This window comes from Streptomyces durhamensis, assembly GCF_000725475.1.
Lineage (GTDB): Bacteria > Actinomycetota > Actinomycetes > Streptomycetales > Streptomycetaceae > Streptomyces > Streptomyces filipinensis.
In genome coordinates, this window is the sequence record NZ_JNXR01000002.1 from 98,708 (window position 1) to 125,171 (window position 26,464).

22 protein-coding genes are annotated in these 26,464 nt (G+C 73.1%); 16 read left to right on the forward strand and 6 right to left on the reverse strand.

Annotation, left to right across the window (positions count from 1 at the left end; all coding sequences use genetic code 11):
* The first annotated feature begins 155 nt into the window (after window positions 1-155).
* The 6 genes from IO33_RS0102130 to dapE all read left to right on the forward strand — a co-directional run bounded on the left by IO33_RS0102130 (window position 156) and on the right by dapE (window position 8,091).
* Window positions 156-1,586, forward strand: a complete 1,431-nt coding sequence (locus tag IO33_RS0102130; protein ID WP_031159458.1) for an MFS transporter — start codon at window positions 156-158, stop codon at window positions 1,584-1,586.
* Window positions 1,587-1,845: 259 nt separating this feature from the next.
* Window positions 1,846-2,220 carry a type II toxin-antitoxin system death-on-curing family toxin gene (locus IO33_RS0102140; protein WP_031159459.1) on the forward strand — a complete coding sequence of 125 codons (375 nt, stop codon included), beginning with the start codon at window positions 1,846-1,848 and terminating at the stop codon, window positions 2,218-2,220.
* A gap of 117 nt (window positions 2,221-2,337) precedes the next feature.
* Window positions 2,338-4,137: a DEAD/DEAH box helicase gene (locus IO33_RS0102145; protein ID WP_031159461.1), complete on the forward strand. Its 1,800-nt coding sequence runs from the start codon at window positions 2,338-2,340 to the stop codon at window positions 4,135-4,137.
* 294 nt (window positions 4,138-4,431) lie between these two features.
* Complete coding sequence (locus IO33_RS0102150; protein WP_031159464.1) at window positions 4,432-5,073, forward strand: IclR family transcriptional regulator; 642 nt, start codon at window positions 4,432-4,434, stop codon at window positions 5,071-5,073.
* Between the two features lie 511 nt (window positions 5,074-5,584).
* Window positions 5,585-7,039, forward strand: a complete 1,455-nt coding sequence (locus IO33_RS0102155; RefSeq protein ID WP_031159467.1) for an amino acid permease — start codon at window positions 5,585-5,587, stop codon at window positions 7,037-7,039.
* Entirely contained in the window at window positions 7,036-8,091 is a 1,056-nt protein-coding gene (gene dapE / locus IO33_RS0102160; RefSeq protein ID WP_031159469.1) for a succinyl-diaminopimelate desuccinylase, read from the forward strand. Before IO33_RS0102155 ends, dapE begins: the two co-directional genes overlap by 4 nt.
* Here dapE and IO33_RS0102165 read toward each other — a convergent pair.
* Entirely contained in the window at window positions 8,072-9,628 is a 1,557-nt protein-coding gene (locus IO33_RS0102165) for a PucR family transcriptional regulator (RefSeq protein WP_031159472.1), read from the reverse strand. The two genes, dapE and IO33_RS0102165, sit on opposite strands and share 20 nt — an antisense overlap.
* 102 nt (window positions 9,629-9,730) lie before the next feature.
* Here IO33_RS0102165 and IO33_RS0102170 point away from each other — a divergent pair, with 102 nt between their 5' ends.
* From IO33_RS0102170 to IO33_RS0102180, 3 genes are read left to right on the forward strand one after another with little or no spacing between them, the layout of a single operon-like run.
* Window positions 9,731-10,501: a chorismate synthase gene (locus tag IO33_RS0102170; protein WP_037684807.1), complete on the forward strand. Its 771-nt coding sequence runs from the start codon at window positions 9,731-9,733 to the stop codon at window positions 10,499-10,501.
* Window positions 10,498-11,607 carry an o-succinylbenzoate synthase gene (gene menC / locus IO33_RS0102175; RefSeq protein WP_031159476.1) on the forward strand — a complete coding sequence of 370 codons (1,110 nt, stop codon included), beginning with the start codon at window positions 10,498-10,500 and terminating at the stop codon, window positions 11,605-11,607. Before IO33_RS0102170 ends, menC begins: the two co-directional genes overlap by 4 nt.
* A gap of 32 nt (window positions 11,608-11,639) precedes the next feature.
* Complete coding sequence (locus IO33_RS0102180) at window positions 11,640-12,431, forward strand: S16 family serine protease (RefSeq protein WP_031159478.1); 792 nt, start codon at window positions 11,640-11,642, stop codon at window positions 12,429-12,431.
* Between the two features lie 34 nt (window positions 12,432-12,465).
* Here IO33_RS0102180 and IO33_RS0102185 read toward each other — a convergent pair whose 3' ends face one another.
* On the reverse strand, window positions 12,466-12,948 hold the full coding sequence (locus IO33_RS0102185) for an Lrp/AsnC family transcriptional regulator (protein WP_031159480.1): 483 nt from the start codon (window positions 12,946-12,948) through the stop codon (window positions 12,466-12,468).
* Window positions 12,949-13,069: 121 nt separating this feature from the next.
* Here IO33_RS0102185 and hppD point away from each other — a divergent pair, with 121 nt between their 5' ends.
* A complete protein-coding gene (gene hppD / locus IO33_RS0102190) occupies window positions 13,070-14,215 on the forward strand; it encodes a 4-hydroxyphenylpyruvate dioxygenase (protein WP_031159482.1) in 1,146 nt (381 codons plus the stop codon).
* A gap of 8 nt (window positions 14,216-14,223) precedes the next feature.
* Here hppD and IO33_RS0102195 read toward each other — a convergent pair whose 3' ends face one another.
* Window positions 14,224-15,687, reverse strand: coding sequence for a tetratricopeptide repeat protein (locus tag IO33_RS0102195; RefSeq protein WP_031159484.1), 1,464 nt, complete (start codon window positions 15,685-15,687; stop codon window positions 14,224-14,226).
* A gap of 92 nt (window positions 15,688-15,779) precedes the next feature.
* Here IO33_RS0102195 and IO33_RS0102200 point away from each other — a divergent pair, with 92 nt between their 5' ends.
* The gene (locus tag IO33_RS0102200) at window positions 15,780-17,195 is read left to right on the forward strand and encodes an FAD-binding oxidoreductase (protein ID WP_031159486.1); all 1,416 of its coding nucleotides are present in this window, start codon (window positions 15,780-15,782) and stop codon (window positions 17,193-17,195) included.
* Between the two features lie 17 nt (window positions 17,196-17,212).
* Here IO33_RS0102200 and IO33_RS0102205 read toward each other — a convergent pair whose 3' ends face one another.
* On the reverse strand, window positions 17,213-17,626 hold the full coding sequence (locus tag IO33_RS0102205) for an SsgA family sporulation/cell division regulator (protein WP_031159488.1): 414 nt from the start codon (window positions 17,624-17,626) through the stop codon (window positions 17,213-17,215).
* Between the two features lie 245 nt (window positions 17,627-17,871).
* Between IO33_RS0102205 and IO33_RS0102210 the strand changes: the two genes are divergently transcribed.
* Together IO33_RS0102210 and IO33_RS0102215 are read left to right on the forward strand one after the other, a co-directional pair.
* Window positions 17,872-19,779 (forward strand): RDD family protein, encoded by a 1,908-nt coding sequence (locus IO33_RS0102210; RefSeq protein WP_031159489.1) that lies wholly within the window; start codon window positions 17,872-17,874, stop codon window positions 19,777-19,779.
* A gap of 95 nt (window positions 19,780-19,874) precedes the next feature.
* Window positions 19,875-20,672 carry an RDD family protein gene (locus IO33_RS0102215; protein ID WP_031159490.1) on the forward strand — a complete coding sequence of 266 codons (798 nt, stop codon included), beginning with the start codon at window positions 19,875-19,877 and terminating at the stop codon, window positions 20,670-20,672.
* Between the two features lie 78 nt (window positions 20,673-20,750).
* Here IO33_RS0102215 and IO33_RS0102220 read toward each other — a convergent pair whose 3' ends face one another.
* Window positions 20,751-20,951, reverse strand: coding sequence for a hypothetical protein (locus tag IO33_RS0102220; protein ID WP_425347948.1), 201 nt, complete (start codon window positions 20,949-20,951; stop codon window positions 20,751-20,753).
* A 393-nt stretch (window positions 20,952-21,344) separates the two neighbouring features.
* Here IO33_RS0102220 and IO33_RS0102225 point away from each other — a divergent pair, with 393 nt between their 5' ends.
* The 3 genes from IO33_RS0102225 (at window position 21,345) to IO33_RS0102235 (ending at window position 25,789) form a co-directional block, all read left to right on the forward strand.
* A complete protein-coding gene (locus IO33_RS0102225; RefSeq protein WP_031159496.1) occupies window positions 21,345-23,699 on the forward strand; it encodes an immune inhibitor A domain-containing protein in 2,355 nt (784 codons plus the stop codon).
* A 121-nt stretch (window positions 23,700-23,820) separates the two neighbouring features.
* Window positions 23,821-24,138 carry a hypothetical protein gene (locus IO33_RS0102230; RefSeq protein WP_031159498.1) on the forward strand — a complete coding sequence of 106 codons (318 nt, stop codon included), beginning with the start codon at window positions 23,821-23,823 and terminating at the stop codon, window positions 24,136-24,138.
* A 115-nt stretch (window positions 24,139-24,253) separates the two neighbouring features.
* Complete coding sequence (locus IO33_RS0102235; protein ID WP_031159501.1) at window positions 24,254-25,789, forward strand: hypothetical protein; 1,536 nt, start codon at window positions 24,254-24,256, stop codon at window positions 25,787-25,789.
* Between the two features lie 19 nt (window positions 25,790-25,808).
* Here IO33_RS0102235 and IO33_RS0102240 read toward each other — a convergent pair whose 3' ends face one another.
* Window positions 25,809-26,396 (reverse strand): nicotinamidase, encoded by a 588-nt coding sequence (locus IO33_RS0102240; RefSeq protein ID WP_031159503.1) that lies wholly within the window; start codon window positions 26,394-26,396, stop codon window positions 25,809-25,811.
* Between the last annotated feature and the right edge of the window lie 68 nt (window positions 26,397-26,464).

The window sequence follows — 26,464 nt, forward strand, 5'->3', positions numbered from 1 at the left end:
TAGGCCGTCGTGCGGAAGCGGCTCAAGGGGACGGGCGGGGCTGCAACGGGACTGCCATACGCCGTTCATGAAGCCGGGGCGTACGACCAAGGTCGCAGGACGAGCGGGACCACCGACAGGGGTCAAACCGCCCCGTGGCCCTTACTCTGACGACCATGACCGCCCTCGAATCCCGTGACGCCGCCGCCGCGGACCCTGTCGGACCAGGGGCCGGCGTCCTGAGCCGCTCCCACCGGGCGCTCAGTGTCGGGATCGTCTCCGTCGTGCTGCTGATCGCCTTCGAGGCGACCGCCGTCGGGACCGCCATGCCGGTCGCGGCGCGGGAACTGGACGGCGTGGCCCTGTACGCGTTCGCCTTCTCCGGGTACTTCACGACCAGTCTGTTCGGCATGGTGCTGGCGGGGCAGTGGTCCGACCGGCGCGGTCCCCTCGGCGCACTCACCACCGGCATCGGCGCCTTCGCGGCCGGACTCGTCGTCGCCGGGACCGCGCAGGCCATGTGGGTGTTCATCCTCGGCCGGGCCGTGCAGGGCCTGGGCGGCGGACTGGTGATCGTCGCACTGTACGTCGTCGTCGGCCGCGCCTACCCGGAGCGGCTGCGGCCCGCGATCATGGCGGCGTTCGCCGCGGGATGGGTCGTGCCCTCGATCGTCGGCCCGCTCGCCTCCGGCGCCGTCACCGAGCACCTCGGCTGGCGCTGGGTCTTCCTCGGCATCCCGGTCCTCGTCGTGTTCCCGCTCGCCCTGGCCCTGCCGCAGATACGGCGCAGGGCGTCGGGCCCGGTGGACGAGGGGGCCGGGGCCCACTCCTTCGACCGCCGGCGGATCCGGCTCGCCCTCGGTATATCCCTCGGCGCCGGCCTGCTGCAGTACGCCGCCGAGGACCTGCGTCCCCTTTCCCTCCTCCCGGGCCTGGCCGGCGCCGCCCTGCTGGTGCCCGCCGTCCTCGGCCTGCTGCCGCGCGGCACCTACCGGGCGGCCCGCGGACTGCCCTCCGTCGTGCTGCTGCGCGGACTGTCCGCCGGTTCCTTCATCGCCGCCGAGTCCTTCGTCCCGCTGATGCTGGTCACCCAGCGCGGGCTGTCGCCGACGCTCGCCGGGTTCTCGCTGGCGGCGGGCGGCGGCACCTGGGCGCTCGGCTCGTGGGTGCAGTCCCGGCCGCGTGTGCAGCCGTACCGGGAGCGGCTGATGACCGTCGGAATGCTGCTGGTCGCCGCCGCGATCACCACCGCGCCCAGCGTGCTGCTGCACTCCGTGCCCGTCTGGACCGTCGCGGTCGCCTGGGGCTTCGGCTGCTTCGGCATGGGCCTGGTGATCTCCTCCACCAGTGTGCTCCTGCTCCACCTGTCCGCCCCGGAGGAGGCCGGCACCAACTCCGCCGCGCTCCAGATCTCCGACGCCCTCTCCAACGTCGTCCTCCTCGCCGCGGCCGGCGCCGCCTTCGCGACCCTGGGCGGCGGCAGCACGGCCGCCCCGGCCACGGCGGCCGACGGTGCGCACCCGGCCGCGTTCGCCGCCGTGTTCCTGCCGATGGCGGGCGTGGCGCTGGCCGGGGCCTGGGTGACGCGCCGGCTGCGAGCCCGCTGACCGGGCTGTGGCCTGCCCCGAGACCCGCCGTCCGGCGATCTTCCGGGCCCTGCCCCGTCCCCCTGCACGAGCTGCCCCTCTCCCTCGACGCCGCCTCCGGGGAGGCGCTGGGCGACTTCGCCGACGCCTGCGGACGCCGGGCCGGCGAGGTGGTGCTGGAGGCCGTACGCCGGTATCTGCACGAGGAGGAGGCGGTCGTCCGCGCCCACGCCGAGCGCCTCGCGCGCGGCCACGCCGACCTGCTGCGGAGGCTGGGCGAATGAGCCGGCACCTCACCGTCGCCGAGGTCACCGCCATCGCCGAGAGCGCCTTCGGCGGCCGCCCGCCCGAGGCGCGCGAGCCCGGGCTGCCGGCCTCCGCCGTGCACCGGCCCCGGGCCCGGATGTCCGGCACGGCCGCCTGCGACGACCTGTGCGAACAGGCCGCCGCCCTGCTGCACGCCCTCGCCGCCGACCACCCGCTGGTCGACGGCGACAAGCGCACCGCCTGGCCGGCGACGGCCACCTTCCTCGCCCGCAACGGCGTCGATCTCGCCGACGGCGACCAGGACATCGCATACGACCTGGTCATCGACGTGGCCTCCGGAGACGTCGGTGATGTCGCGGTGATCGCGGGGCGGTTGCGGCAGTTGTGATGTGGGTCCCACCCGCGGGCGACCGGGCCTCGTCCGGGCGTTGACGGGAGGACGGCGCCGGTAGGGTGGCCCGGTTGTCATACGTAGCCGAGCCGAGCCCCACAAAAAACGGAGACCGTGACTACCACCGCCGCTTCCTCCGCTCACTCCCACCACCTCTCGCCCGCCTTCCCGGGCCGCGCGCCCTGGGGTACCGCCAGCAGGCTGCGTGCCTGGCAGCAGGGGGCGATGGAGAAGTACATCCAGGAGCAGCCGCGTGACTTCCTCGCCGTCGCCACGCCCGGCGCCGGCAAGACCACCTTCGCGCTGACGCTCGCCTCCTGGCTGCTGCACCACCACGTCGTGCAGCAGGTGACCGTGGTCGCGCCGACCGAGCACCTGAAGAAGCAGTGGGCCGAGGCGGCGGGCCGGATCGGGATCAAGCTCGACCCCGAGTACAGCGCGGGACCGCTCGGCAAGGACTACGACGGCGTCGCGGTCACGTACGCCGGTGTCGGCGTGCGGCCCATGCTGCACCGCAACCGCGTCGAGCAGCGCAAGACCCTCGTCATCCTCGACGAGATCCACCACGCCGGTGACTCCAAGTCCTGGGGCGAGGCCTGTCTGGAGGCGTTCGAGCCCGCGACGCGCCGGCTCGCGCTGACCGGTACGCCGTTCCGCTCCGACACCAACCCGATCCCCTTCGTGACGTACGAGGAGGACAACGCGGGCATCCGGCGGTCCGCCGCCGACTACACGTACGGGTACGGCAACGCCCTCGCCGACCACGTCGTGCGGCCGGTCATCTTCCTGTCCTACAGCGGCAACATGCGCTGGCGCACGAAGGCCGGTGACGAGATCGCCGCCCGGCTCGGCGAGCCGATGACCAAGGACGCGGTCAGCCAGGCCTGGCGTACGGCGCTCGACCCGCGCGGCGAGTGGATGCCCAGCGTGCTGCGCGCCGCCGACCAGCGGCTGACCGAGGTCCGCAAGGCCATCCCGGACGCGGGGGCGTTGGTCATCGCCTCCGACCAGGACTCGGCGCGCGCCTACGCCAAGCTCATCCGCGAGATCACGGGGACGAGGGCGACGCTCGTCCTGTCCGACGACGCCGGCGCCTCGAAGAGGATCGACGAGTTCAGCGGGAGCAACGACCGGTGGATGGTCGCGGTCCGCATGGTGTCCGAGGGCGTCGACGTGCCCCGGCTCGCGGTCGGCGTGTACGCGACGACGATCTCGACCCCGCTCTTCTTCGCGCAGGCCGTCGGGCGTTTCGTACGGTCCCGGAGGCGCGGCGAGACCGCGTCCGTGTTCCTGCCGACCGTGCCCGACCTGCTGACCTTCGCCAACGAGATGGAGAAGGAACGGGACCACGCCCTCGACAAGCCGAAGAAGGAGGGCGAGGAGGACCCGTACGCCGAATCCGAGAAGGAGATGGAGGAGGCGAACAAGCAGCAGGACGAGGACACAGGCGAGCAGGAGCAGTTCTCCTTCGAGGCGCTGGAGTCCGAGGCCGTCTTCGACCGGGTGCTGTACGACGGCGCCGAGTTCGGCATGCAGGCCCACCCGGGCAGCGAGGAGGAGCAGGACTACCTCGGCATCCCCGGCCTGCTGGAGCCCGACCAGGTGCAGATGCTGCTGCAGAAGCGGCAGGCCCGGCAGATCGCGCACAGCCGGAAGAAGCCGGACACCGAGGCCGACCTGCTGGAGCTGCCCGCCGAGCGGCGGCCGGTGGTCACGCACAAGGAGATGATGGAGCTGCGCAAGCAGCTCAACACGATGGTCAGCGCCTACGTGCACCAGAGCGGCAAGCCGCACGGGGTGATCCACACCGAGCTGCGGCGGGTGTGCGGGGGACCGCCGAGCGCGGAGGCCACGGCGGGGCAGCTGCGGCAGCGGATCGCCAAGGTGCAGGAGTGGGCGACCCGGATGCGGTGACGCTCCCGCCGGCGCTCGCCGCGTGTGCGTATCCGGACGAATCCCGGCAGGCCGGATCCGGTCTTGCCCGGATTCTGGACTGAGACTTCCGCTCAGCGAACCGGCTTCGCTACTGTCCCGCTACGCACACGCCCCGTGGCAGCGCCGCCGCGGAGCGCAGCCGTGAAGCGACAGGGTCCGGAGCCGCCGGGCCGTCCTGCCGATCGGCGGCCTCTGATGCGCGTCGCCGACGGGACTCGGTGACGCATTCGCCGCTCAGGGGTCGCCGCCCTCACCACCAAAGGAGTGGGCGTCGTGACCGCGGAGACCTCTCAGACGCTCGACCGGGGACTGCGCGTCCTCAAGCTGCTGGCCGACACCGACCACGGGCTGACCGTCACCGAGCTGTCCACGAAACTGGGCGTGAACCGTACCGTGGTGTACCGGTTGCTCGCCACGCTGGAACAACACGCCCTCGTACGGCGGGACTTGGGCGGACGGGCCCGGGTGGGGCTCGGGGTGCTGCGACTCGGCCGGCAGGTGCATCCGCTGGTGCGGGAGGCCGCGTTGCCCGCGCTGCGGTCGCTGGCCGAGGACATCGGGGCGACGGCGCATCTGACGCTGGTGGACGGGACGGAGGCGCTGGCCGTCGCCGTGGTCGAGCCGACGTGGACCGACTATCACGTGGCCTACCGGGCCGGGTTCCGGCATCCGCTGGACCGTGGGGCCGCGGGCAGGGCGATCCTGTCGGCCCGGCAGGCACCGTCCGCGGATCCCGGGTACACCCTCACGCACGGCGAGCTGGAGGCCGGGGCGAGCGGGGCCGCGGCGCCGCTGGTCGGGGTCACGGGGGTCGAGGGCAGCGTGGGTGTCGTGATGCTGGCGGACTCCGTGCCGGAGCGGGTCGGGCCGAGGGTGGTGGAGGCGGCGCGGGAGGTGGCCGAGGCGTTGCGCTGACGCGCGTCCCGAGCGGTGCGGTTTGCGTGAGGGTGTGCGGGTCGGCCACCGGGGCCGGGGCTTCTTGGCCGGATGAGCACAGGTGTGGCGGGGGCCGTTCGCCGGGTGCGACCGGGTGGGGCCCGCTCGCGCAGTTCCCCGCGCCCCTGCGGGGCGCTTGCCCGGCCGCGAGCAGTCGTACCGCCCCGGCCGCCATGCCGTCCCAGCCGCGGGCAGTCGTGCCGCTGGGGCGGCACGGGTGGGCGCGGCGGCACCCCGTCGGCCGGGGCAGGCGGACCGACCCGGTGATCAGCCGCAGCGCCTCACCGGCTCCCGCGAACGAGACAGAGCCGGCCCGGCCGCAGCACAGGCCCCGCGCCCTTGGCCGACCCGCACGCCCTCACCGCAAAGGCCCCGCCCCTTTGCTCATCCGGCCAAACAGCCCCCCGCAGCTTTGGCCGATGCGCACACCCCGCCGTCCCCGCCCCTCCGCATCATCAAGGGCCATACACCCCGAGGCGGAGGGAACAGCATGGTGGACACAGCGGGCACCCGGCCGGAGGCCGGCCGGCGCAGACCACGCACAGGCACACTCACCCGGCGCCAGCCGGTGCAACGCCTCGTCGGCGAAGCCGCCGGCAGCCCCCTCAGGCGGACCATGGGTGTGGCCCAGCTGACGCTGCTCAGCGTCGGCGCCACCCTGGGCACCGGCATCTTCGTCGTCCTGGGCCAGGCCGTACCCGAGGCCGGACCCGCCGTCGTCGTCTCCTTCCTGCTGGCCGGCGTCACCGCCCTGTTCTCCGCGCTGTCGTACGCCGAACTGGCCGGCATGATCCCCGGCTCGGGCTCCTCCTACAGCTACGCCTACGCCACCCTCGGCGAGCTGGTCGCCTGGGTGTGCGGATGGTGTCTGATCCTGGAGTACGGCGTCTCCGTGGCGGCCGTCGCCGTGGGCTGGGGGCAGTACGTCAACGAGTTGCTGGAGCTGACCTTCGGGGTGACGCTCCCCGCCTCGCTCAGCGCCCCGCCCGGCGCCGGGGGCACCCTCAACATCCCCGCCGCCCTCATCGTGGTCCTCGCCATGGTCGTCCTGCTGCGCGGGGCCAGGGAGAGCGCCGTGGCCAACACCGTCATGGTCACCGTCAAGATCGCCGCTCTCGTGCTGTTCTGCGCCGTCGCCTTCACCGCCTTCCGCGCCGGGAACTTCCACCCCCTCTTCCCCCTCGGCGCCGCCGGCATGAGCGCCGGAGCGGCCTCCCTCTTCTTCTCCTACATCGGCTTCGACGCCGCCTCCACCGCGGGCGAGGAGGCCCGCGACCCGCAACGGGACCTGCCGCGCGCCATCATCCTGTCGCTGGTCCTCGTCACCGCCCTGTACGTGCTGGTGGCCCTCGCCGCACTCGGGGCCATGCCGTGGAAGCAGTTCGCGGGGACCGAGGCCACGCTCAGCGAGGTGCTCGTGCGGTCCGTCGGCGGCGGGAACCTGTGGCCGGTGCTGCTGTCCGTCGGTGCGGTCGTCGCCACCACCAGCGTGGTGCTGACCGTGCAGTACGGGCAGATCCGCATCCTCTTCGCGATGGCCCGGGACGGTCTCGTACCGCCCCTGTTCGCCAAGGTGCACCCGCGCACCGGCGTGCCCCGCGCCAACACCGTGATCGTGTCCGGCTTCATCGCCGTCCTCGCCGCCCTCGTGCCGCTCGGCAGCCTCGCCGACGCCACCAGCATCGGCACCCTCTTCGCGTTCATGCTGGTCAACCTGGCGGTCGTGCTGCTGCGCCGGCGCAGCCCCGGCACCCCGCGCTCCTTCCGGGTGCCGTTCTCGCCGGTCACACCCCTCCTCGGCGTCGGCTTCTGCGTCTACATGCTGGGCAGCCTGGGTGCCGACACCTGGATCGCGTTCGGCGCCTGGATGGCGGCCGGGCTCGTCGTCTACGGCCTCTACGGCATCCGCCACTCCAAGCTCAACCGGCCCGAGGACCTCGCATGAGCACGCTCGACCCGACCGCCGACGTCGTCACCCTCACCCGTGCCCTCGTCGACCTGCCCTCCGAGAGCGGTGCGGAGGCGCGGATCGCGGACGCCGTCGAAGGCGCCCTGCGCGCCCTGCCCCACCTCACCGTCGACCGGGTCGGCAACTCCGTCGTCGCCCGCACGGGCCTCGGCCGTTCCGCACGCGCCCTGATCGCCGGGCACCTGGACACCGTCCCGGCCGCCGGGAACCTGCCCGCACGGCTTGCCGACGGCCGTGTGCACGGGCTCGGCGCCTGCGACATGAAGGGCGGGGTCGCCGTCGCCCTGCGGCTGGCCGCCACCGTGCCCGCGCCCGAACGCGACCTCACCTACGTCTTCTACGAGTGCGAGGAGGTCGAGGGCGACCGCAACGGGCTCGCCCGCATCGGTGCCGAGCGGCCCGAGCTGCTCGCCGACGCCGGCCTGGCGATCCTGATGGAACCCTCCGACGCGGGCGTGGAGGCCGGCTGCCAGGGCATCCTCACCGCCGACATCGTGGTCAGGGGCGCCCGCGCGCACACCGCCCGCGCCTGGCAGGGCGTCAACGCCGCGCACAAGGCGGGCGAGGTCCTGCGGCGGCTCGACGCGCACCGGCCGGAGCGGGTGGTGATCGACGGGCTGGAGTACCGGGAGGGGCTCGGCGCCGTCGCCGTACGGGCCGGGGTCGCCGGGAACGTCGTCCCCGACGAGTGCGTCGTCACCGTCAACTGCCGTTTCGCGCCCAGCCGTTCACCCGAGGAGGCGGAGGCCTGCGTGCGCGGGCTGTTCCCGGAGTACGAGGTGCGGGTCACCGAGGCCGTCGCGGGTGCCCTGCCGCACCTGGACCGGGTCGGCGGGCTCGTCGCGGCGCTCGGGGCCGAGCCGAGGCCCAAGCTGGGCTGGACGGACGTCGCCCGGTTCGCCGCGCTGGGCGTGCCCGCGCTCAACTACGGCCCCGGGGACCCCGCGCTGGCGCACACGGCGGGGGAGTACGTCCCCGTGGAGCACCTGCAGCGGTGCGAGGCCGGACTCAGGGCGTGGCTGGGCTGAGGCCCGCCAGCACCCGCAGCTGAAGCCACAGCACCAGCCGTTCGTCGGGGTCGTCCAGATCGACCCCGGCGTGCTGCTGGAGCTGTCTGAGGCGGTAGCGGCAGGTGTTGGGGTGCACGGCCAGCAGCTTCGCCGCGCCCGCCATGTCGCAGCCCGCGTCGAACCAGCAGACCAGCGTGCGCGCGTACTCCGTGCCGTGCTCCGCGTCGTACGCCAGCACCCGCCGCCACGCGCCCGCGCTCAACTCCCGCCGTCCGCCCATCACCTCACCCAGCCGCAGCAGCGTCACCCGCGCCCGGACCTCGTCCACCGTGGCCACCGGCAGCTCCTCGTCCAGCACCCGCAGCACCAGGTCCGCGTCCGCCCGCGAGTGAGCGAGCCCCTCCGCGTCCGGTACGACCTCGCCGAGCGCGGCCCGCACCGGCACCCGCAGCGCCTGCCCGGCCCGCGCCACGATGTCCTCGGCGAGCCTCCTGTGCCGCTCGCCGGGGCCGGGCAGCACCGCGTACACCACCCCGTCCACCAGCACGCCCGCGTGCCGCCCGTAGCGCGCCTCGCACTGCAGCCGTACGACGTCCAGCAGCCGCGACGCCGTGCGCTCGGCGTCCGGGACGCTCGCGGCGGAGTCCAGCACGAAGGCCGCCACCCGGGCCGGGCCGGTGACGCCCAGGCGTTCGGCGGCCGTCGCCGCGTCCGCCGCCGTGCCGTCCAGCAGCCGGCGCAGCAGCTCGCTGCCCCGGTGCCGGGCCAGCTCCCGGGCCGCGCGCGCCCGCAGCAGGAGCAGGGCGGCCGTCGAGGCGCCCTGGGCGAGGGTGTCCTCGGCGTCCGGGGCGAGCGAGCCGCCGTCGACCACCCACACCGAGCCGAGCGTCTCCCCGCCGGCCCGCACCGGCACCGCCAGCCGGGGCAGGTCCCCGTCGGACAGCGCGGGCAGCCGGAGCGGGCCGGCGGCGGCGAACAGCCGGCGGTACTGCTCGGTGTTCGCCGTACCCGTCGTCGGCACCTGACGGCCGAGGATGCCCTGCCGGCGGTCCTCGTCGATCGGCTGGCCGGAGACGGTGGAGTAGGCGAGGATCCGCTGCCGGGGGTCCTCGATGGCGGTGGCCCCACCGGTCGCCGTCGCGATCGCGTCGGCCAGCGCGAACAGGTCGCCGAGGCCGCTGTCGGAGCCGGCGGCGCCGGGCCGGGCGGCGATGGCCGAGGCCAGCAGCAGATGCACGTGGTGCCAGGCGGCGTCCTCGGCGACGGACAGCAGCGCCACGCCCTGGGCCTCGGCCTCCGCGACCGGGCCGTCCGCGCCGCGCACCACCACGCCGGTCAGCCCCGCCTCCGCCGCCGCCCGCAGCAGCGGGCCCGCCCGGTCCGCCGGCACGCCGACCGCCAGCAGCAGCGCGCCGGGCAGCCGGGGCAGCGGAGTGCTGCCGTCGTGGAGCACGGCCTCGGTGACCGGTACGGCCTGCCCGGCGGGCGCCGTGTGCAGGCGCAGGGCGGGGCCGCCGACGACGTCCAGGAGATCGCCGAGAGTGCAGACGTCCATGAGGGGTCCCCAGCAGTCTGTTGGCGGATGGTGAAACGAACGTACGCATCCCTTGGCCGCTCGCACAACACACGCGTCCCCGGCTCCTTCGAGACTCGTGCCATGACAGCAGGAGTCACCATCCGCACCGTCCAGGACGTCGCCCGCCTCGCGGCCGTGGCCGACTACTTCAGCGACGTCTGGCAGACACCCCGCACCGCCCCGCCCTACCCGGCCGAGGTCCTGCACAGCCTGGTGCACGCCGGCGGCGCGGTCCACGCCGCCTACGCCGGGCAGCGGCTCGCCGGGGCGTCCGTCGCCGTCCTCGGCCCCGAGCACAGCACCTACTCGCTGGTGGCCGCCGCCGACCAGGGGCTCGGGCACGCGGTGAAGCTGGCCCAGCGCGACTGGGCGGCCGGGCGCGGCGCGCGCACCATGCGCTGGACCTTCGACCCGCTGGTCGGCCGCAACGCCCGCTTCAACCTGGCCAAGCTGGGCGCCGTCGGCACGGAGTACCTGGTCGACTTCTACGGCCCCATGACCGACGGCGTGAACGACGGCGACGAGAGCGACCGGCTGACGGTGACCTGGGATCTGACGGCGGCCGGTGCCCCGGCCCCGTACGAGGACGAGACCGGGGCCGGGGCCTGTCCGGTCGTCCGCAGGGCCCCCGACGGCGACCCCCTCGCCCGCCGCGACCCGGCCGGCCGGCACGTCTGGTGCCGGGTGCCCGAGGACATCGTCAAACTGCGCGCCGCCGAGCCGGCCCTGGCGCTGCGCTGGCGGCACGCCGTGCGCGACGTGCTCCTGGACGCCTTCACGGAGGGGTTCCGGGCCACCGGCATGTCGCGCGACGGCTGGTACACCCTCACCCGCGAGGGGGCGGCCGCATGAAGCTCGAACGCGTCGAGATCGTGCACGTGGCGATCCCGCTGGTCACCCCCTTCCGCACGTCCTTCGGGACGATGACGGCGAAGGACACCTTCCTGCTGCGGGCCGTCACGGACACCGCCGAGGGCTGGTCCGAGTTCGCCGCCGACCCCGAACCGCTGTACTGCCCGGAGTTCGTCGCCGGCGCCGAGATCGTGCTGCGCGACTTCCTGATCCCGCGCGCCGCCGCCCTCCCGCACCTCACCACGGCCGCGCTCGCCCCCGCCCTGGCGAAGACCAAGGGCCACGAGCTGGCGAAGGCCGCCCTGGAGACGGCGCTCCTGGACGCCGAGCTGCGGTCGTACGGCATGCCGCTCGCGACCTACCTCGGCGCGGTCCGGGACCGGGTGCCCGCCGGAGTCTCCGTCGGCATCAAGAACTCGGTCCCCGAGCTGCTGGAGGACGTCGAGCGCTACCTCGCCGAGGGCTATGTCCGCATCAAGCTGAAGATAGAGCCCGGCTGGGACGTCGACCCGGTCCGCGCGGTCCGCGAGCGCTTCGGCACCGCCCTCCCGCTCCAGGTCGACGCCAACACCGCCTACACCCTCGCGGACGCCGAGCATCTGCGGCGGCTGGACGAGTTCGGGCTCCTGCTGATCGAGGAACCGCTGGAGGAGAACAACCTGCACGCCCACGCCCGGCTGCAGCAGCGCCTGCGGACGCCGGTCTGCCTGGACGAGTCCCTGCACCACGCGCGCGACACCGCCTCCGCGATCGCGCTGGACGCCTGCCGGGTGGTGAACGTCAAGCCCGCCCGGGTCGGCGGCTACCTGGAGGCACGCCGGGTCCACGACGTGGCGCACGCGCACGGCGTCCCGGTGTGGTGCGGCGGCATGCTGGAGACGGGCATCGGCCGTGCCCCGAACCTGGCCCTGGCCGCGCTCCCCGGCTTCACCCTCCCCGGGGACACCTCCGCCTCCTCCCGCTACTTCGCCGAGGACATCACGGAGCCGTTCGTCCTGCAGGACGGCCACCTCCCGGTCCCGGCGGGCCCCGGCATCGGCGTCACACCGCTCCCGGACGCGCTGCGCCGCTTCACCGTGGAGCGGCGGGACCTGTACACGGCATAAGGCACGGACGGTGACCACGTTAGATTGATCTCGTGCTCTCACGTCTCAAGCGTTCCCAGGCCGTAGCCGTCTGCGCGCTGCCCCTCGTGGCCCTGCTGGCCACGGCGGCGTTCGCGCCGCTGCCGTTCTCGGTGGCCCAGCCCGGCACGACCGCGAACGTGCTCGGCGCGGCCGAGGGAAGCCAGGTGATCACCATCTCCGGCGCGCCCGTCCGCGGGACCACCGGGCAGCTGCGGATGGTCACGATCGTGGCGACCGGCCCGGACACCACGGTGACCCTCGGTGACGTGGCCTCCAACTGGTTCCGCACCGACCGGGCCGTCATGCCGCGCGACGCCGTCTACCCGAGCGGCGACACGCTGAAGGAGATCGAGAAGCACAATGTGGCGCAGATGAAGCAGTCCCAGGACGCGGCGACCCAGGCGGCGCTGAAGTACCTGGGGCTGAGCGCGGACAAGGTCAAGGTCACGCTGAAGCTCGCCGGCGTGGGCGGGCCGAGCGCGGGCCTGCTGTTCACCCTGGGGATCATCGACAAACTGGACGGCGACGGCAGCGGCGGCGAGCTCACGGGCGGCCGCACCATCGCCGGTACGGGCACCATCGACGCCGACGGCAAGGTCGGCGCGGTCGGCGGAGTGGCCCTCAAGACGCAGGCCGCCCGGCGGGACGGGGCGACCGTCTTCCTGGTGCCGAAGGCCGAGTGCGCCGACGCCGGGGCGGAACTGCCCAAGGGCCTCAGGCTCGTCCCGGTCACCACGCTGAAGGGCGCGGTGAACGCCCTGGTGGCCCTGGAGAAGGGCAAGGGCCCGGTCCCGAGCTGCTAGGGCCTCTCTTTCGGATCGTGCCGGCGCAAAGGTCCTAGTCCCTGTCCCGGCCCTCCGCCGCCGCCTGTTCCACCAGGGGGATGATCCGCAGTGGAACGGGGTTCTCCATGACGATCGTCGTGGAGGCGCGGACGATGCCGTCGAAGCCGACGACCCGGTCGATCACCCGTTGCAGATCGGCGTTGGAGCGGGCCACCAGCCGGCACAGCATGTCCCCGCTGCCGGTGGTCGTGAGCAGCTCCAGCACCTCCGGCACGGTCGACAGGTGCGCCCGGACGTCGGTCCCCTGGCCCTGCCGGATCTGCAGCGTCGCGAACGCGGTGACGGGGTAGCCGAGGGCCGCCGGATCCACCTGGGGGCCGAATCCGCGGATGACCCCGTTCGACTGGAGCCGGTCCAGCCGTGCCTGCACCGTGCCCCGCGCGACCCCGAGCCGCCGGGACATCTCCAGCACGCCGATGCGCGGCTCCTGGGCCAGCAGCACGATGATGCGCCCGTCCAGATGATCGATCGCCATGGGACCCCCGAGATGGTCATCCTGTACAGATAGGCAGCCGACACGGCCGTACCACTGGTCAGGTTGCCCAGTGAATACGCGAACTATTGCGCACCTTGCAGAGCGGGGCCACCCTTCCGCTATGACGCAGACCACACACCACACTCCCGACACCGCACGGCAGGCCGACCCCTTCCCGGTCAAGGGAATGGACGCGGTCGTCTTCGCCGTGGGCAACGCCAAGCAGGCGGCGCACTACTACTCCACCGCCTTCGGCATGAAGGTGGTCGCGTACTCCGGACCGGAGAACGGCAGCCGCGAGACCGCCAGTTACGTGCTGGAGAACGGCTCCGCCCGCTTCGTGTTCACCTCGGTGATCAAGCCGGGCACCGACTGGGGCCGCTTCCTCGCCCGGCACGTGGCCGAGCACGGCGACGGTGTCGTCGACCTGGCCATCGAGGTCCCGGACGCCCGCGCCGCGTACGCCTACGCGATCGAGCACGGCGCGCGGAGCGTCGCCGAGCCGTACGAGGTGAAGGACGAGCACGGCACCGTCGTCCTCGCCGCGATCGCCACCTACGGCGAGACCCGCCACACCCTGGTCGACCGCTCCGGCTACGACGGTCCCTACCTGCCCGGCTACGTCGCCGCCAAGCCGATGGTCGAGCCGCCGGCCCAGCGCACCTTCCAGGCCATCGACCACTGCGTCGGCAACGTCGAACTCGGCAGGATGAACGAGTGGGTGGCCTTCTACAACAAGGTCATGGGCTTCACGAACATGAAGGAGTTCGTGGGCGACGACATCGCCACCGAGTACAGCGCGCTGATGTCGAAGGTCGTCGCGGACGGCACCCTGAAGGTCAAGTTCCCGATCAACGAGCCCGCGATCGCCAAGAAGAAGTCCCAGATCGACGAGTACCTGGAGTTCTACGGCGGCGCCGGCGTCCAGCACATCGCGCTGAACACCAACGACATCGTGCAGACGGTCCGCACCATGCGCGCGGCCGGCGTCGAGTTCCTCGACACGCCCGACTCCTACTACGACACCCTCGGCGAGTGGGTCGGCGACACCCGTGTGCCGATCGAGACCCTGCGCGAGCTGAAGATCCTCGCCGACCGCGACGAGGACGGCTATCTGCTGCAGATCTTCACCAAGCCGGTCCAGGACCGCCCGACGGTCTTCTTCGAGATCATCGAGCGGCACGGCTCCATGGGCTTCGGCAAGGGCAACTTCAAGGCCCTGTTCGAGGCGATCGAACGCGAGCAGGAGAAGCGGGGCAACCTGTAAGCGGCACGCTAGGCGCTGGGCGGCGGTTCCTCCGGGACGTCGCCCAGCGCCCGCAGCGCCTCCTGCGCGACGGGGACCTGCAACGGCGAGAAGTACGGGTTGAACCGCAGCGCCTGCTGAAGGTGCCGGCGCGCCGGAGCCTGCTCGTCCAGCTCCAGCTCGATCATGCCCCGGTGGAAGGCGAACAGCGCGCTGCGCACCCCGCCGCCCTTCGTCGCGTCCGTCGCGGTGGTGGCGTAGGTCAGCGCCTCCTCGTCGTCGCCGGCCCGGTGCAGCGCCCAGCCGAGCGCGTCGGCCACCTCGGTCCCCGGCTGCCGCTCCCACTCCGCCTCCAGCCGCTCCACGGCCTCCTGCGGGTCCCCGTGGTCCGCCTCGTACCGCCCGATCAGCAGCTCCTCGTCGACCCCGGCCGCCATCCCGCGCCGCACCAGCTCCCGCACCTGCTCGTAGCGCTCCCCGGCCTGCTCGGTCATGCCCCGCGCCTCGTACAGCTCGCCCAGCTCATAGGCGCCCTGCGGACTCGGATGCCCGGCGAGCGCCGCCCGGTACGCCTCGTACGCCTCCGTGGTGCGGCCCAGCGCCGCCAGCACCCGGCCCCGCCCGGTCAGCGCCGCCCCCTGGTCCGCATCGAGGCGTACGGCCGCCTCGAAGTGCCGCAGCGCGTCCTGGAGGTCCCCGCGCTCCCACGCCAGCTGCCCCAGCCCGGTCAGATAGGCGGCCTGCTCGGCCGGGGTGCCGGCGGCGGCCGCGGCGTCGGCCAGCTGGGCCGCCGCGTCCTCGCGCCAGCCCCGGTCCCGGTACACCGCCGCGGCCCGCGCCATCACCGCGGGCCGGGCCGCCGCGCCGGTGCGCAGCCCCAGCAGCTTGTCCAGCGTGGCGCGGGCGCTCTTGTAGTCGCCGAGCCCGGTGTAGGCCTCGATCAGCGGCGGATACGCGGTCCACCGCTTCGGCGCCGACTTCAGCGCCTCCTCGCCGTACCGTTTCGCCGCGGGGAAGTCCCGGCGCGTCAGCGCCAGCGCGGTCAGCCCGTCCAGCGCCTCGGTGTTCTGGGCCGTCCGCAGCCGCAGGGACGTCTGCAGTGCCTGCTCGGCCCGCGGACAGTCCGCCGGGTCGGCCGTCCGGCGGGCCCGCGCCGCGTACGCCGCCCCCAGCACGGCCCACGCCCGCGCGTCCCGGGGCTGCGCCCGCACCCGCTGCTCCTGCAGCGCGATGAGCGCCCCCAGCTGCGGCAGCGCGGCCGGCAGTCCCGAGGTCACCGCCGTCAGCGCCTGCGCCTGGGCCTGCGGTCCGGCGGCGGGCGGCGGTACCGCCCGGTGCGGCCGTCCCCCGGGCAGCAGGGTCAGCACCGCGCCCGCGGCGACCCCGCCCGCCAGCGCGGTGACCAGCACCCGCCGCGGCCACCGCCGCGAGCGGCGCGGCGCCGGCGGCTCGCTCGGCAGGGACGTACCCGGCACGCCCACTCGGTTGTCCATGGCGCTCACTGTGCGTCAATATGACGATCACATCCGGGTGGCCCAACCGGAGGGCGGCCGGGGTTCACACCGATGGCCGTGAGTGTCACCCTTTGATCATGAGCCGTAGCGAAGCGCCCCGCCTTGAAGACGCTGTGGTGACCGGAGACCTTCCCGGCCGGCTCCTGGCCGGCCTGCCGGCCGAGGCCGTCCTGACCGACCCCGGCGTCACCGCCTCCTACTCGCACGACATGGCGAGCTTCTGCCCGGCCGGCGCCCCGGCCGTCGTCGTCCTGCCGCGCACCGTCGAACAGGTCCAGCACGTCATGCGGGTCGCCACCGAGCTGCGCGTCCCGGTCGTCCCGCAGGGCGCCCGCAGCGGCCTGTCCGGCGCCGCCAACGCCACCGACGGCTGCATCGTGCTGTCCCTGACCAAGATGGACCGGATCCTGGAGATCAGCCCCGTCGACCGGATCGCCGTGGTCGAGCCGGGCGTGATCAACGCGACCCTCTCCCACGCGGTCGAGGAACACGGCCTGTACTACCCGCCGGACCCCTCCAGCTGGGAGATGTGCACCATCGGCGGCAACATCGGCACGGGCTCGGGCGGCCTGTGCTGCGTCAAGTACGGCGTGACCGCCGAGTACGTCCTCGGCCTGGACGTCGTCCTCGCCGACGGCCGCCTGATGTCCACCGGCCGCCGCACGGCCAAGGGCGTCGCCGGCTACGACCTCACCCGGCTGTTCGTCGGTTCCGAGGGCTCGCTCGGCATCGTCGTCCGGGCCGTCCTCGCCCTCAGACCCAAGCCGCCGCAGCAGCTGGTGCTGGCCGCCGAGTTCCCCTCCGCGACCGCCGCCTGCGCGGCCGTCTGCCGGATCATGGAGGGCGGTCACGTCCCCTCCCTCCTCGAACTGATGGACCGTACGACCGTCAAGGCCGTCAACGACCTCGCCCACATGGGCCTCCCGGAGACCACCGAGGCGCTGCTGCTCGCCGCCTTCGACACCCCGCACCCCGCCGCCGACCTCGCCGCCGTCGGCGCGCTGTGCGAGGCCGCCGGTGCCACGCAGGTCGTCCCGGCCGACGACGCGGCCGAGTCCGAGCTGCTGCTCCAGGCCCGGCGGCTCTCGCTGACCGCGCTGGAGGCGGTCAAGGGCACGACGATGATCGACGACGTGTGCGTGCCCCGCTCGCAGCTCGGCGCGATGCTGGAGGGCGTCGAGCGGATCGCCGCCAAGTACGACCTGACCATCGGCGTCTGCGCGCACGCCGGCGACGGCAACACCCATCCGACCGTCTGCTTCGACGCCCAGGACGCCGACGAGTCCCGGCGGGCCCGCGAGTCCTTCGACGAGATCATGGCCCTCGGCCTGGAGCTGGGCGGCACCATCACCGGCGAACACGGCGTCGGCGTGCTGAAGAAGGAGTGGCTGGCCCGGGAGATCGGCCCGGTCGGGGTCGAGATGCAGCGGGCCGTGAAGCAGGCCTTCGACCCCTTGGGCATCCTCAACCCGGGCAAGGTCCTCTGACGCCTCGGTACGGCCCGTCACCGGGCGAGCAGCTGGTCCAGCGCGTCGTCGATGCCCAGCTGCCCGCCCTCCGTGCCCGGCGGCACCGCCCGCAGGGTCCGCTCCAGCCAGGCCGACACCTGCGGGACGGGCGCCTCCAGCAGCGCGTCCCCGTCCGGCGAGCTGAGCGCCATGAGCACGACACTGCGCCCGTCGACCTTCGTCGGCCACACCCGCACGTCCCCCTGCCCGCGCGGCCGGAACACCCCCTCCACCAGCAGGTCGCGGGCGAACGTCCAGTTGACGGGAGACTCGGAGGTGATGTGGAAGACGATGTGGACGGCGTACGGATCGTCGGAGCGGTAGCTCAGCCGGGCCGGCACCGGGATGCTGCGCTCCGGCGACAGGATGAGCCTCAGTTCCAGCTCGCGCTCCACCACGATGAGCTCCATGACCTGCGTTCCTTTCCTCGTCTGCGCTGGCCGGACCCGCTCGGGACGGGCCCGCACCGGGGGAGAGCGGGCGGCGGGCGGGCCATTACGCGGGTTCGGGGAAATTTTTTTCGTGGATCTGTGAGAGCCCAGCACGGCGATGCCCGGAAAGGGGTGGGTCCTGCGGGACTGGCGCTGAGGGCTGCCCCGGTCTGATAGATGTGGAGGCCCCCATCCCACCCCCGAGCAGATACGGGACGACGGACATGAGCGCCCCAACCCCGGCCCCAGGTGACGACAGGCCCCGCGAGGGCTACTACCCGGACCCGTCCATCCCCGGATACGTCCGGTACTGGAACGGCGCCTCCTGGGTGCCCGGCACCAGCCGGCCGGCGCCGAAGGACGGCGAACCGCTCATCCCGCCGCCCGGCGTCCGCGCCGCGCCCGCGGCCGTGGAGGAAACGGGCCCGCACTTCTTCGACGAGGACCCCCGGCCGACGCCCTCCGGGCAGGACGGGGCCCGTGCGTGGACGGCCGACGGACCCGGCGGCACGGGCCACGCCGGGTACGGCACACCGGGCACGACGGGGCAGGCGGGTGCGGGCGCGTCCGGCTACGGCGCGGGGCGCCCCGGTGCGGGCGGTCAGACGGAGCCCGGGGCCGGGGGCCCGCACGGGCAGCGGGGCGGTGGCGGCCAGGGCGCGGGGCAGGCCGGTGCCGGTGGTGCCGGCCGTACCGCCGCTGACCCGAGGGTGCCCGCGGAGAGCACGGCCCGGCCGGCCGGTCAGGCCGGCACGGCCCCGGTCCAGCCGGCCGAGGGCGACGAGCCGGACCCCGGTGGCACGTTCCTCTTCCGCCGCCCGGTCCCGGGGCCCGCGGCCGTCACGGACGACGGCACGATGACCTTCCGCCCGGTACCCGGCCAGGGCCGGGCGCCGGCGTCGGGCGGCCGGGGCACCGGGGCGGCGGACGCGGCCCATGGCACACGGCCGGCGCCCGGCGCGGAAGCCGGCGCGCACGCGGGTCCGGGTGTGTACGGTCCGGCTCAGGGCGCGGGCTCGGGTGCGCATGGTCCCGGTCAGGGTGCGGCTCCGGGTGCGTACGGTTCCGGTCCGGGCGCCGGTTTCGGTCCGCAGGGTGCGGCGCAGGGCACCGGCTTCGGCGCCCCCGCCCCCGGTGCCGAGGCCGGGCCGGGTGCCGGATTCGGGGCACAGGGGCCGGCCCTTCCGGGCCAGGGCCACGTCCCCGGCGCGCAGGCCGCCGGCTCGGGATCGGCGCCCGGCGGGGCCGCGGGCGCGGGCTCGGCCGCCGCTTCGGCCGGTACCCCCGGGGTGTCCGGCGGCTTCGGACCGCAGGGCCCCGTCGGCGCGCCCACCCCGCCCGCCGCCGCGTCCTCCCCGAACCCCGCCCCGGCCGGAGGTCCCGGCTTCGGGGCCGGCAAGGCCGCCGCGGCGCGTGCCGCCGGCGGGCAGGCGGGACAACCGGCCCAGGCCGCGCCCGCGTCCCTGGCGCCCTCGGTGCCGGCGCAGGGCGGAGCCCCGGCGACCCCGGTGACCAGCGGGCCCGGTGGTGGTCAGGCCTCCTGGGCGCAGCAGGTGCACCAGTTGGCCGGGGGTGGTGACGAGCAGCCCGTGGTGCCGTGGAAGCCGCCGGTCGAGGACCCGTTCCAGGCGGCCGCGCGCCGCCAGGCAGCCGCCCGCCCGGCCGGACTCGGCAAGCGGTTCGCCGCCCGGCTGATCGACAGCCTGGTGGTGGGCGCGGTGACGGCGGCCGCCGCCGTACCGCTCGGCCTCCGGGCGGCCGACCACATCCAGGAGAAGGTCGACGCGGCCAAGCTGTCCGGCCGCGAGGTCACCGTCTGGCTGCTCGACGGCACGACCGCCACCAGCCTCGGCATCGTGCTCGCCGTCCTGCTCGTCTTCGGCGTCGTGTACGAGGTGCTGCCGACCGCCAAGTGGGGCCGCACCCTCGGCAAGAAGCTGCTGGGGCTGGAGGTGCGGGACATCGAGGCGCACGAGCCCCCGGCCTTCGGCCCCGCGCTGCGCCGCTGGCTGGTGTACAGCGTGCCCGGGCTGCTCGGCATCGGGATCGTGGGCGTGCTGTGGTGCCTGTTCGACCGGCCCTGGCACCAGTGCTGGCACGACAAGGCGGCCCACACCTTCGTCGCCGGCTGACCCGAGGGCCCGGGGGTGCCCGGGCCCCGGCACCGGGTACTCCGTACGGCCGCCCGCCGGGTGCGGAACCGGGGCGTTCGCGGTCCACTCGGGCCATGAGCAGCGAACCGCCCCCCGGCTCCGGAGAGCAGCCCCCCGAGGACGACCCGTTCAGGAAGCGGCCCCCGTCGGACCAGGGGCAGCGGTCGGGCTCGCCGTACGACACCCCGTACGGCGGAGCCCAGCAGCCCCCGCCACCGGGCGGCGGCGGGAAGCCGCCGGGCGGCGACCAGCCGCCCCCCTACGGCGGCGGCGAGCCTCCGCCGCCGTACGGCGACCAGCCCCCGCCGCCGTACGAAGGAGGGCAGCCCCCTCCCCCCGGCGGTGGCCCGTACGGAGGTGCCGGTCCCTACGGGGGCCCCTATGGTGCCGGCGCCGGTGGTTATCCCGCCGACCCGCTGGCCGGTATGCCGCCGCTCGCCGACAGCGGCAGGCGAACGCTCGCGCGCATCGTCGACATGATCCTCGTCGGGATCGTCGTCTGGCTGCTCACCTGGGCGTTCGGGGTGCGCGAGTACCAGGTCAACGGCGATCACATCGAGGTCGGCCGGTCCGTCGCGCAGTCCGTCATCGCGGCCGTGCTGTACATCGCGTACGACACGTTCATGATGACCAAGTACGGCCAGACCCTCGGCAAGCAGTGGCTGAACATGAGGGTGGCGAACCTGCACGACGGCGCCACCCCGTCGGCGCAGACCAACCTGATCCGCGCCCTGGTGCTGTGGCTGCCGTTCGCCTTCTGCTGCGCCTGCGTCTGGACGGCGATCTGCGGCGGCTGGAGTTTCTTCGACAAGCCGTACAAACAGGGCCTGCATGACAAAGCGGCCAAGACGGTGGTGGTCACCACCCGTTGAGCGAAGTGTGATGGGTGGCCATACGACAGCGGCGGATCCGTGGCGAGCATGGGCCCGCCGCTGTCGTACGGCCACCCGTCACAGGGCGCTGGACACCGGCTGTTCCTGGGGCGCGGGCTCGGTGGATGCGGCCGGTGCCTCGGTCGTGCGGACCGTCGGCAGTGGCACCGTCATCGCCACGAGCAGCCCCAGGGCCAGTGCCGCCAGGGCGATGACGGTGATCCCGAGGCCCGAACTCGTCTGGGACAGCAGCAGCATGGCGAGCGTCGAGAAGATCACGGTGCAGGAACCGTAAACGAGCTGTGCGGCAGTCGGACGAGGCATGGCAATCGTGTCCTAGGAAGACTTCGGGGGAGGGGCTGAGGCGTGCCGTTCGACTCTCTTCGCGTGCATGCCCGAACAAGAGCCCTGGTAAGCGTGACCTAACCCACGCTACGGGGTGCACGGGGGGCGCACGGAGTCATGGGGTGGAGGCATAGGCCGCGAGCAGGTTCGTAAAGCGGACGTTCAATCCGCATAGTGCACTTGGCCTGCACAAGTCAAGGACTGTCTTTTCTTCTAAACCTCTAGTCAAATTACGGCACTTGATTACACGCGTTGATCATGCGCCCACGGATCCCTCCATGACCCGGAACCCCCTGTCCGTGTGCGCGGCGCGGGGGAGGAACTCAAGTGACCAGCAGATCCTGGACGTTCAGAGCGGCCGCGATCGGGGTGACGCTCGCGGCGGCCTCTGCCACGTTCGCCACCTTCGCCGTCGCGGAGGCGAGCACCCAGGCCCGGCCCGCCGCCGCCAACCGGCACGACCCGGCCCCGGTGAAGCAGCAGGCCCACGACCTGGACGGCCCGCTGAGCAAGACCCAGGAAGCCCAGCGCCGGGAGGCGCTGAACCAGCTCATATCGGGCAAGGCCAAGGCCCAGGAGCGGAACGGCTCCAAGGTCGTGGCGCTCAAGAGCCGCAAGGGCAAGAGCAAGTACGTCGAGCTCAGCCGCGAGAAGACCGACAAGATCTTCACCATCCTGGTGGAGTTCGGGGACAAGACCGACCCCAAGTTCGGCGGCACCGCGGGCCCGCTGCACAACCAGATCGCCGCGCCGGACCGCAAGAAGGACAACTCCACGGCCTGGCAGAAGGACTACGACCAGAAGCACTACCAGGACCTCTACTTCGGCACCGGCAAGAAGACCGAGTCGCTGAAGAAGTACTACGAGAAGCAGTCCTCGGGCCGCTACTCGGTCAACGGGGAGGTCTCGGACTGGGTCAAGGTCCCCTACAACGAGGCCCGCTACGGCAACAACGCCTGCGGCCAGACCAACTGCCCCAGCGTGTGGAACGTGGTCAGCGACGGCCTGAACGCCTGGGTGGCCCAGCAGAAGGCGGCCGGCAAGTCCGACGCCGACATCAAGAAGGACCTCGCCCGGTACGACCAGTGGGACCGCTACGACTACGACCACGACGGCAACTTCAACGAGCCCGACGGCTACGTCGACCACTTCCAGATCGTGCACGCCGGTGAGGACGAGTCCGCGGGCGGCGGCGCCCAGGGCAAGGACGCGATCTGGGCCCACCGCTGGTACGCCTTCGGTACCGACAAGGGCTCGACCGGTCCCGTGAACAACAAGCTCGGCGGTGCGCAGGTCGGCGACACCGGTGTCTGGGTCGGCGACTACACCATCCAGCCGGAGAACGGCGGCCTCGGCGTCTTCGCCCACGAGTACGGCCACGACCTCGGTCTGCCGGACGAGTACGACACCGACGGCGGCGACAACTCCACCGGCTTCTGGACCCTGATGTCGTCCGGCTCCTGGCTCGGCACCGGCAAGGAGTCCATCGGCAACCTGCCCGGCGACATGAACGCCTGGGACAAGCTGCAGCTGGGCTGGCTGAACTACGACACCGCCAAGGCCGGCACGCAGTCCACGCACAAGCTGGGCGTCGCCGAGTACAACACCTGGAACAAGCAGGCCCTCGTGGTCAACCTGCCCGACAAGGCGGTCACCACCACGATCACCGAGCCGGCCGAGGGCAAGGCCCAGTGGTGGAGCGGCAGCGGCAACGACCTGAACAACACGCTGACCCGGTCCGTGGACCTCACCGGCAAGTCGTCGGCGAAGCTGGACCTGGACGGCTGGTGGGCCACCGAGGACGGCTTCGACTACGTCTACACCGAGGCGTCGACCGACGGCGGCGCCAACTGGACGCCCCTGGACGGCACCGCGGACGGCCAGCCCGTCCCGCGTGACGCCAGCGGCAAGCCGGCGCTGACCGGCTTCTCGCAGACGCACAAGAAGCTGTCGTTCTCGCTGGACGCCTACGCGGGCAAGAAGATCGACCTGCGCTTCCGCTACGCCACCGACGGCGGTGTCGCGGAGAACGGTTTCGCGGCCGACCAGATCAGCGTGACCGCCGACGGCACCGCGCTCTTCTCGGACAACGCCGAGACCCAGGACGCCGCTTGGACGTCGAACGGCTTCTCCCGCATCGGCGCGTCCTTCACCAAGGACTACAAGCAGTACTACATCGCCGAGAACCGGCAGTACGTGTCGTACGACAAGACGCTCAAGGTCGGCCCGTACAACTTCGGTTCGGCCGAGCGTCCCGGCTGGGTGGAGCACTACCCCTACCAGAACGGCCTGTTGATCTGGAAGTGGGACACCTCCCAGGCGGACAACAACACCAACGCCAAGGACCACCCGGGTACCGGTCTGATCCTGCCGATCGACTCGCACCCGACGGCGCTGAAGTGGGCCGACGGCACGCTGCTGCGCAACCGGATGCAGGCCTACGACTCCCCGTTCAGCCTGTACGGCACCGACGGCATCACGCTGCACAAGGCGGACGTCGCCACGGTGATCAAGGCGTCGAAGGGCGTGCCGGTCTTCAACGACCACACCAGCACCTACTACGACCCGGCCAACCCCGCCGGGGGCGTGAAGGTCACTGACACCAACACCAAGATCGCGATCGTCAAGGAGGCCAAGGACGGCTCGACGATCTTGCTCAAGGTTGGTCCCGCGGTGAAGTAGCCCGCATTTCCGCAGGTCAGGCGCGTATCGGCGGCAACCCCTTGGCGGGTTGCCGCCGATCGTGTTTAGGTGCGTCCTGTGGACCGCTTATTGACACCGACCGAAACGGGGATGTGACCGCATGGCCGCTGGAGGCTTCTGCAAACTGCCGAACGGCACGGTCGTGGTGGCACTGAACCTGCCCTACGGCTCCGCCGGGGTGCGCGTCCTGGTGCACGCCCAGAACCGGGCCCGGGCCCTGACCAGGCTCCGCAACCTGGGGTTGCGGGCGATCTACCTCCGGGGGAACGCCGCACCCCCCACGCCGGACGAGATCACGGCGGTGCTGCACCACCCGGACGGCCTGATATGGCGCACGGCACCGGCGGACAACGGTGTCATCGTCAATGAGCTGTGGCACCCCATCCGGGCGTTGCTTCGCAGGTCAGCGGTGGTCTAGCCGCCGAGCGAGTGGGGTGCGCGGCCGGCTCTCGGGCCCGTCGCGGCCGCTCGCGCGGTTCCCCGCGCCCCCCGGATGGGCATCCCCTGAGGAGCTGAGGAGGCGGGGGTGCGGGATGTGCGGGGGCGTCGTTCTGTGGATCGTGGGGCTGTGCGTCGCGGCCTGGGCCGGGCAGACCGCGGGGAACCTCTACGTCTGGGGCAGCCTGATCGGCGGCGGCGTGTGGCTGTGGGGCAGGTACGCGCCGGAGCGGCAGGCGCGGGCGCGGCAGACGGCGAGCAGGGAGCGGTCCCGCATCGGGACCGAGGTACGGGAGTGGGAGCGCGGCGGCCTGGAGCGGCCCGAGGAGAGCAGCGGGCTGCGGCCCGCTCCCGCCACGGTCGAACCGGCCGGATCAGGTCTGGAGGCCATCCGGTTCGTGCGGACCGAGCTGCCCTCCCGCCCCGCGCTGGACCTTCCCGATCCTGAGCAGGCACGCCGGCTGTGCACCGAGGTCGTGACGGGGCTCGTACGGTCCCTGGCCCGGGAGGCCGAGGCGCACGCCGAGGCCCTGCGTCCGCTCGCCGCGGGCGGCGGCCGCCGTCCCGGCCGCTACCGCGCCAGGAACGGCTACGACTGGGGCCCCGTCGAGGAGGGCTTCCGGCTGCGCCCCGAGGCAGCGCAGACGCTGTACCGGGTCCTCGCCTGGGCGGGGGCCAGAACGGAGCTGCTGTCCGTGCTGCATCCGCGTGCGGCGGCCGAGACGGACCGGGTGCAGGAGCGGGGCGCGACGCTGCGGCGGTGGCGCACCGGCGGCGACACCGTCTCCGAGCCGCCGGGCACCCCCGTACGGCCGGCCGGGCAGTGGGAGGACTTCCTGCGGGGCCTGCGCGAGGAACTGCTCACGGCCGCCCGCGGGCTGCGCGCGCTCCCGCCGTTCCCGGCGCCGCCGCGGCTGTCTCCGGTCGGGTCCGCCAGGCTCAGGGAGAACATGACCACGGAAGTGCTCGGACCCCGCATCGCCGAGTACGTGGACAGGCACGCCCGGCGCCTCGCCACGACCCCGCACGGCGGGTTCACGATGGCGCCGCAGGACTGGAGCACCGCCGGCCGGCTGCTGCAGGGGTTCGTCACGGACGCCGTCCCCGACGGCTTCAGGAGCACCACCGAGGGGTTCGAGGCGGTCGGCTCCTGGGGGCCCGACGCGGTCGTGCCCGAGGTCCGGTCCCGTATGCATCGCGTCCATGTGACCTTCGGGTTGCACTACCTGGTGGAGGTGTTGAGGTTCATGCCCCAGTACGCGGAGAACTCCGGAGAGAACGGGCAGGGGAGCAGGATCAACATCGGCGTGATCAACATCGCCAACTCGCTGAAGATCATCAACTCGAACATGGCGGCCGTGATGCAGCGCGGGGACACGCAGGCCGCGGAAGCGGTCAACGCCCTGACCGCGGCCGTCCAGGCAGACCCGGACCTCGCGCAGGAGGACCGTGCGGACCACCTGGAGAACGTCGTGGACGTGGCCGCGGCGGTGGCCGATCCGGACGCGGACGGGAACCGGCGCCGCGGCAGGAACGCCCTGGCCGCCCTCAGCGCCGCGGCGGGCGCGTCGTCACAGATCACCCAGGTGATCAACGAGTGGCAGCACGTCTTCGGGTCGCTGCTGCGCTGAGGGGTGCGCCGGGCGGCGCTCAGACGACGGGCTTACCGGTCAGCTCCACCCCGGCCCCCCGCAGCTCCTCCAGCGCCCGCTCGGTGGTCTCCTCGGCGACCCCCGCCGTCAGGTCCAGCAGGACCTGCGTACGGAAACCCTCCCGCGCCGCGTCCAGCGCGGTGGCGCGCACGCAGTGGTCCGTGGCTATGCCGACCACGTCGACCTCGTCGATGTGGCGGGCGCGGAGCCAGTCGGCCAGCGGGACGCCGTTCTCGTCGGCGCCCTCGAAGCCGCTGTAGGCCGCCGAGTAGGCGCCCTTGTCGAAGACGGCGTCGACCGCGCCGGAGGCGACGGCGGGGGCGAAGTTCGGGTGGAAGCCGACGCCCTCCGTGCCCGCGACGCAGTGCGCGGGCCAGGAGCGGACGAAGTCGGGGTTGTCGGCGAAGTGGCCGCCGGGGGCGATGTGGTGGTCGCGGGTGGCCACCACGTGCCGGTACCCGGTGCCGGCCGCCTGGCCGATCAGTTCGGTGATGGCGGCGGCCACGTCCGCACCTCCGGACACCGCGAGGCTGCCCCCCTCGCAGAAGTCGTTCTGCACATCTACGACGATCAAGGCGCGGCGCATGGTGGGTGTCCTTCGACTAAGGGTTAAGTAACTGAGCCTAGAGACTTCCGGGCCCGTGCGGGAGGGGG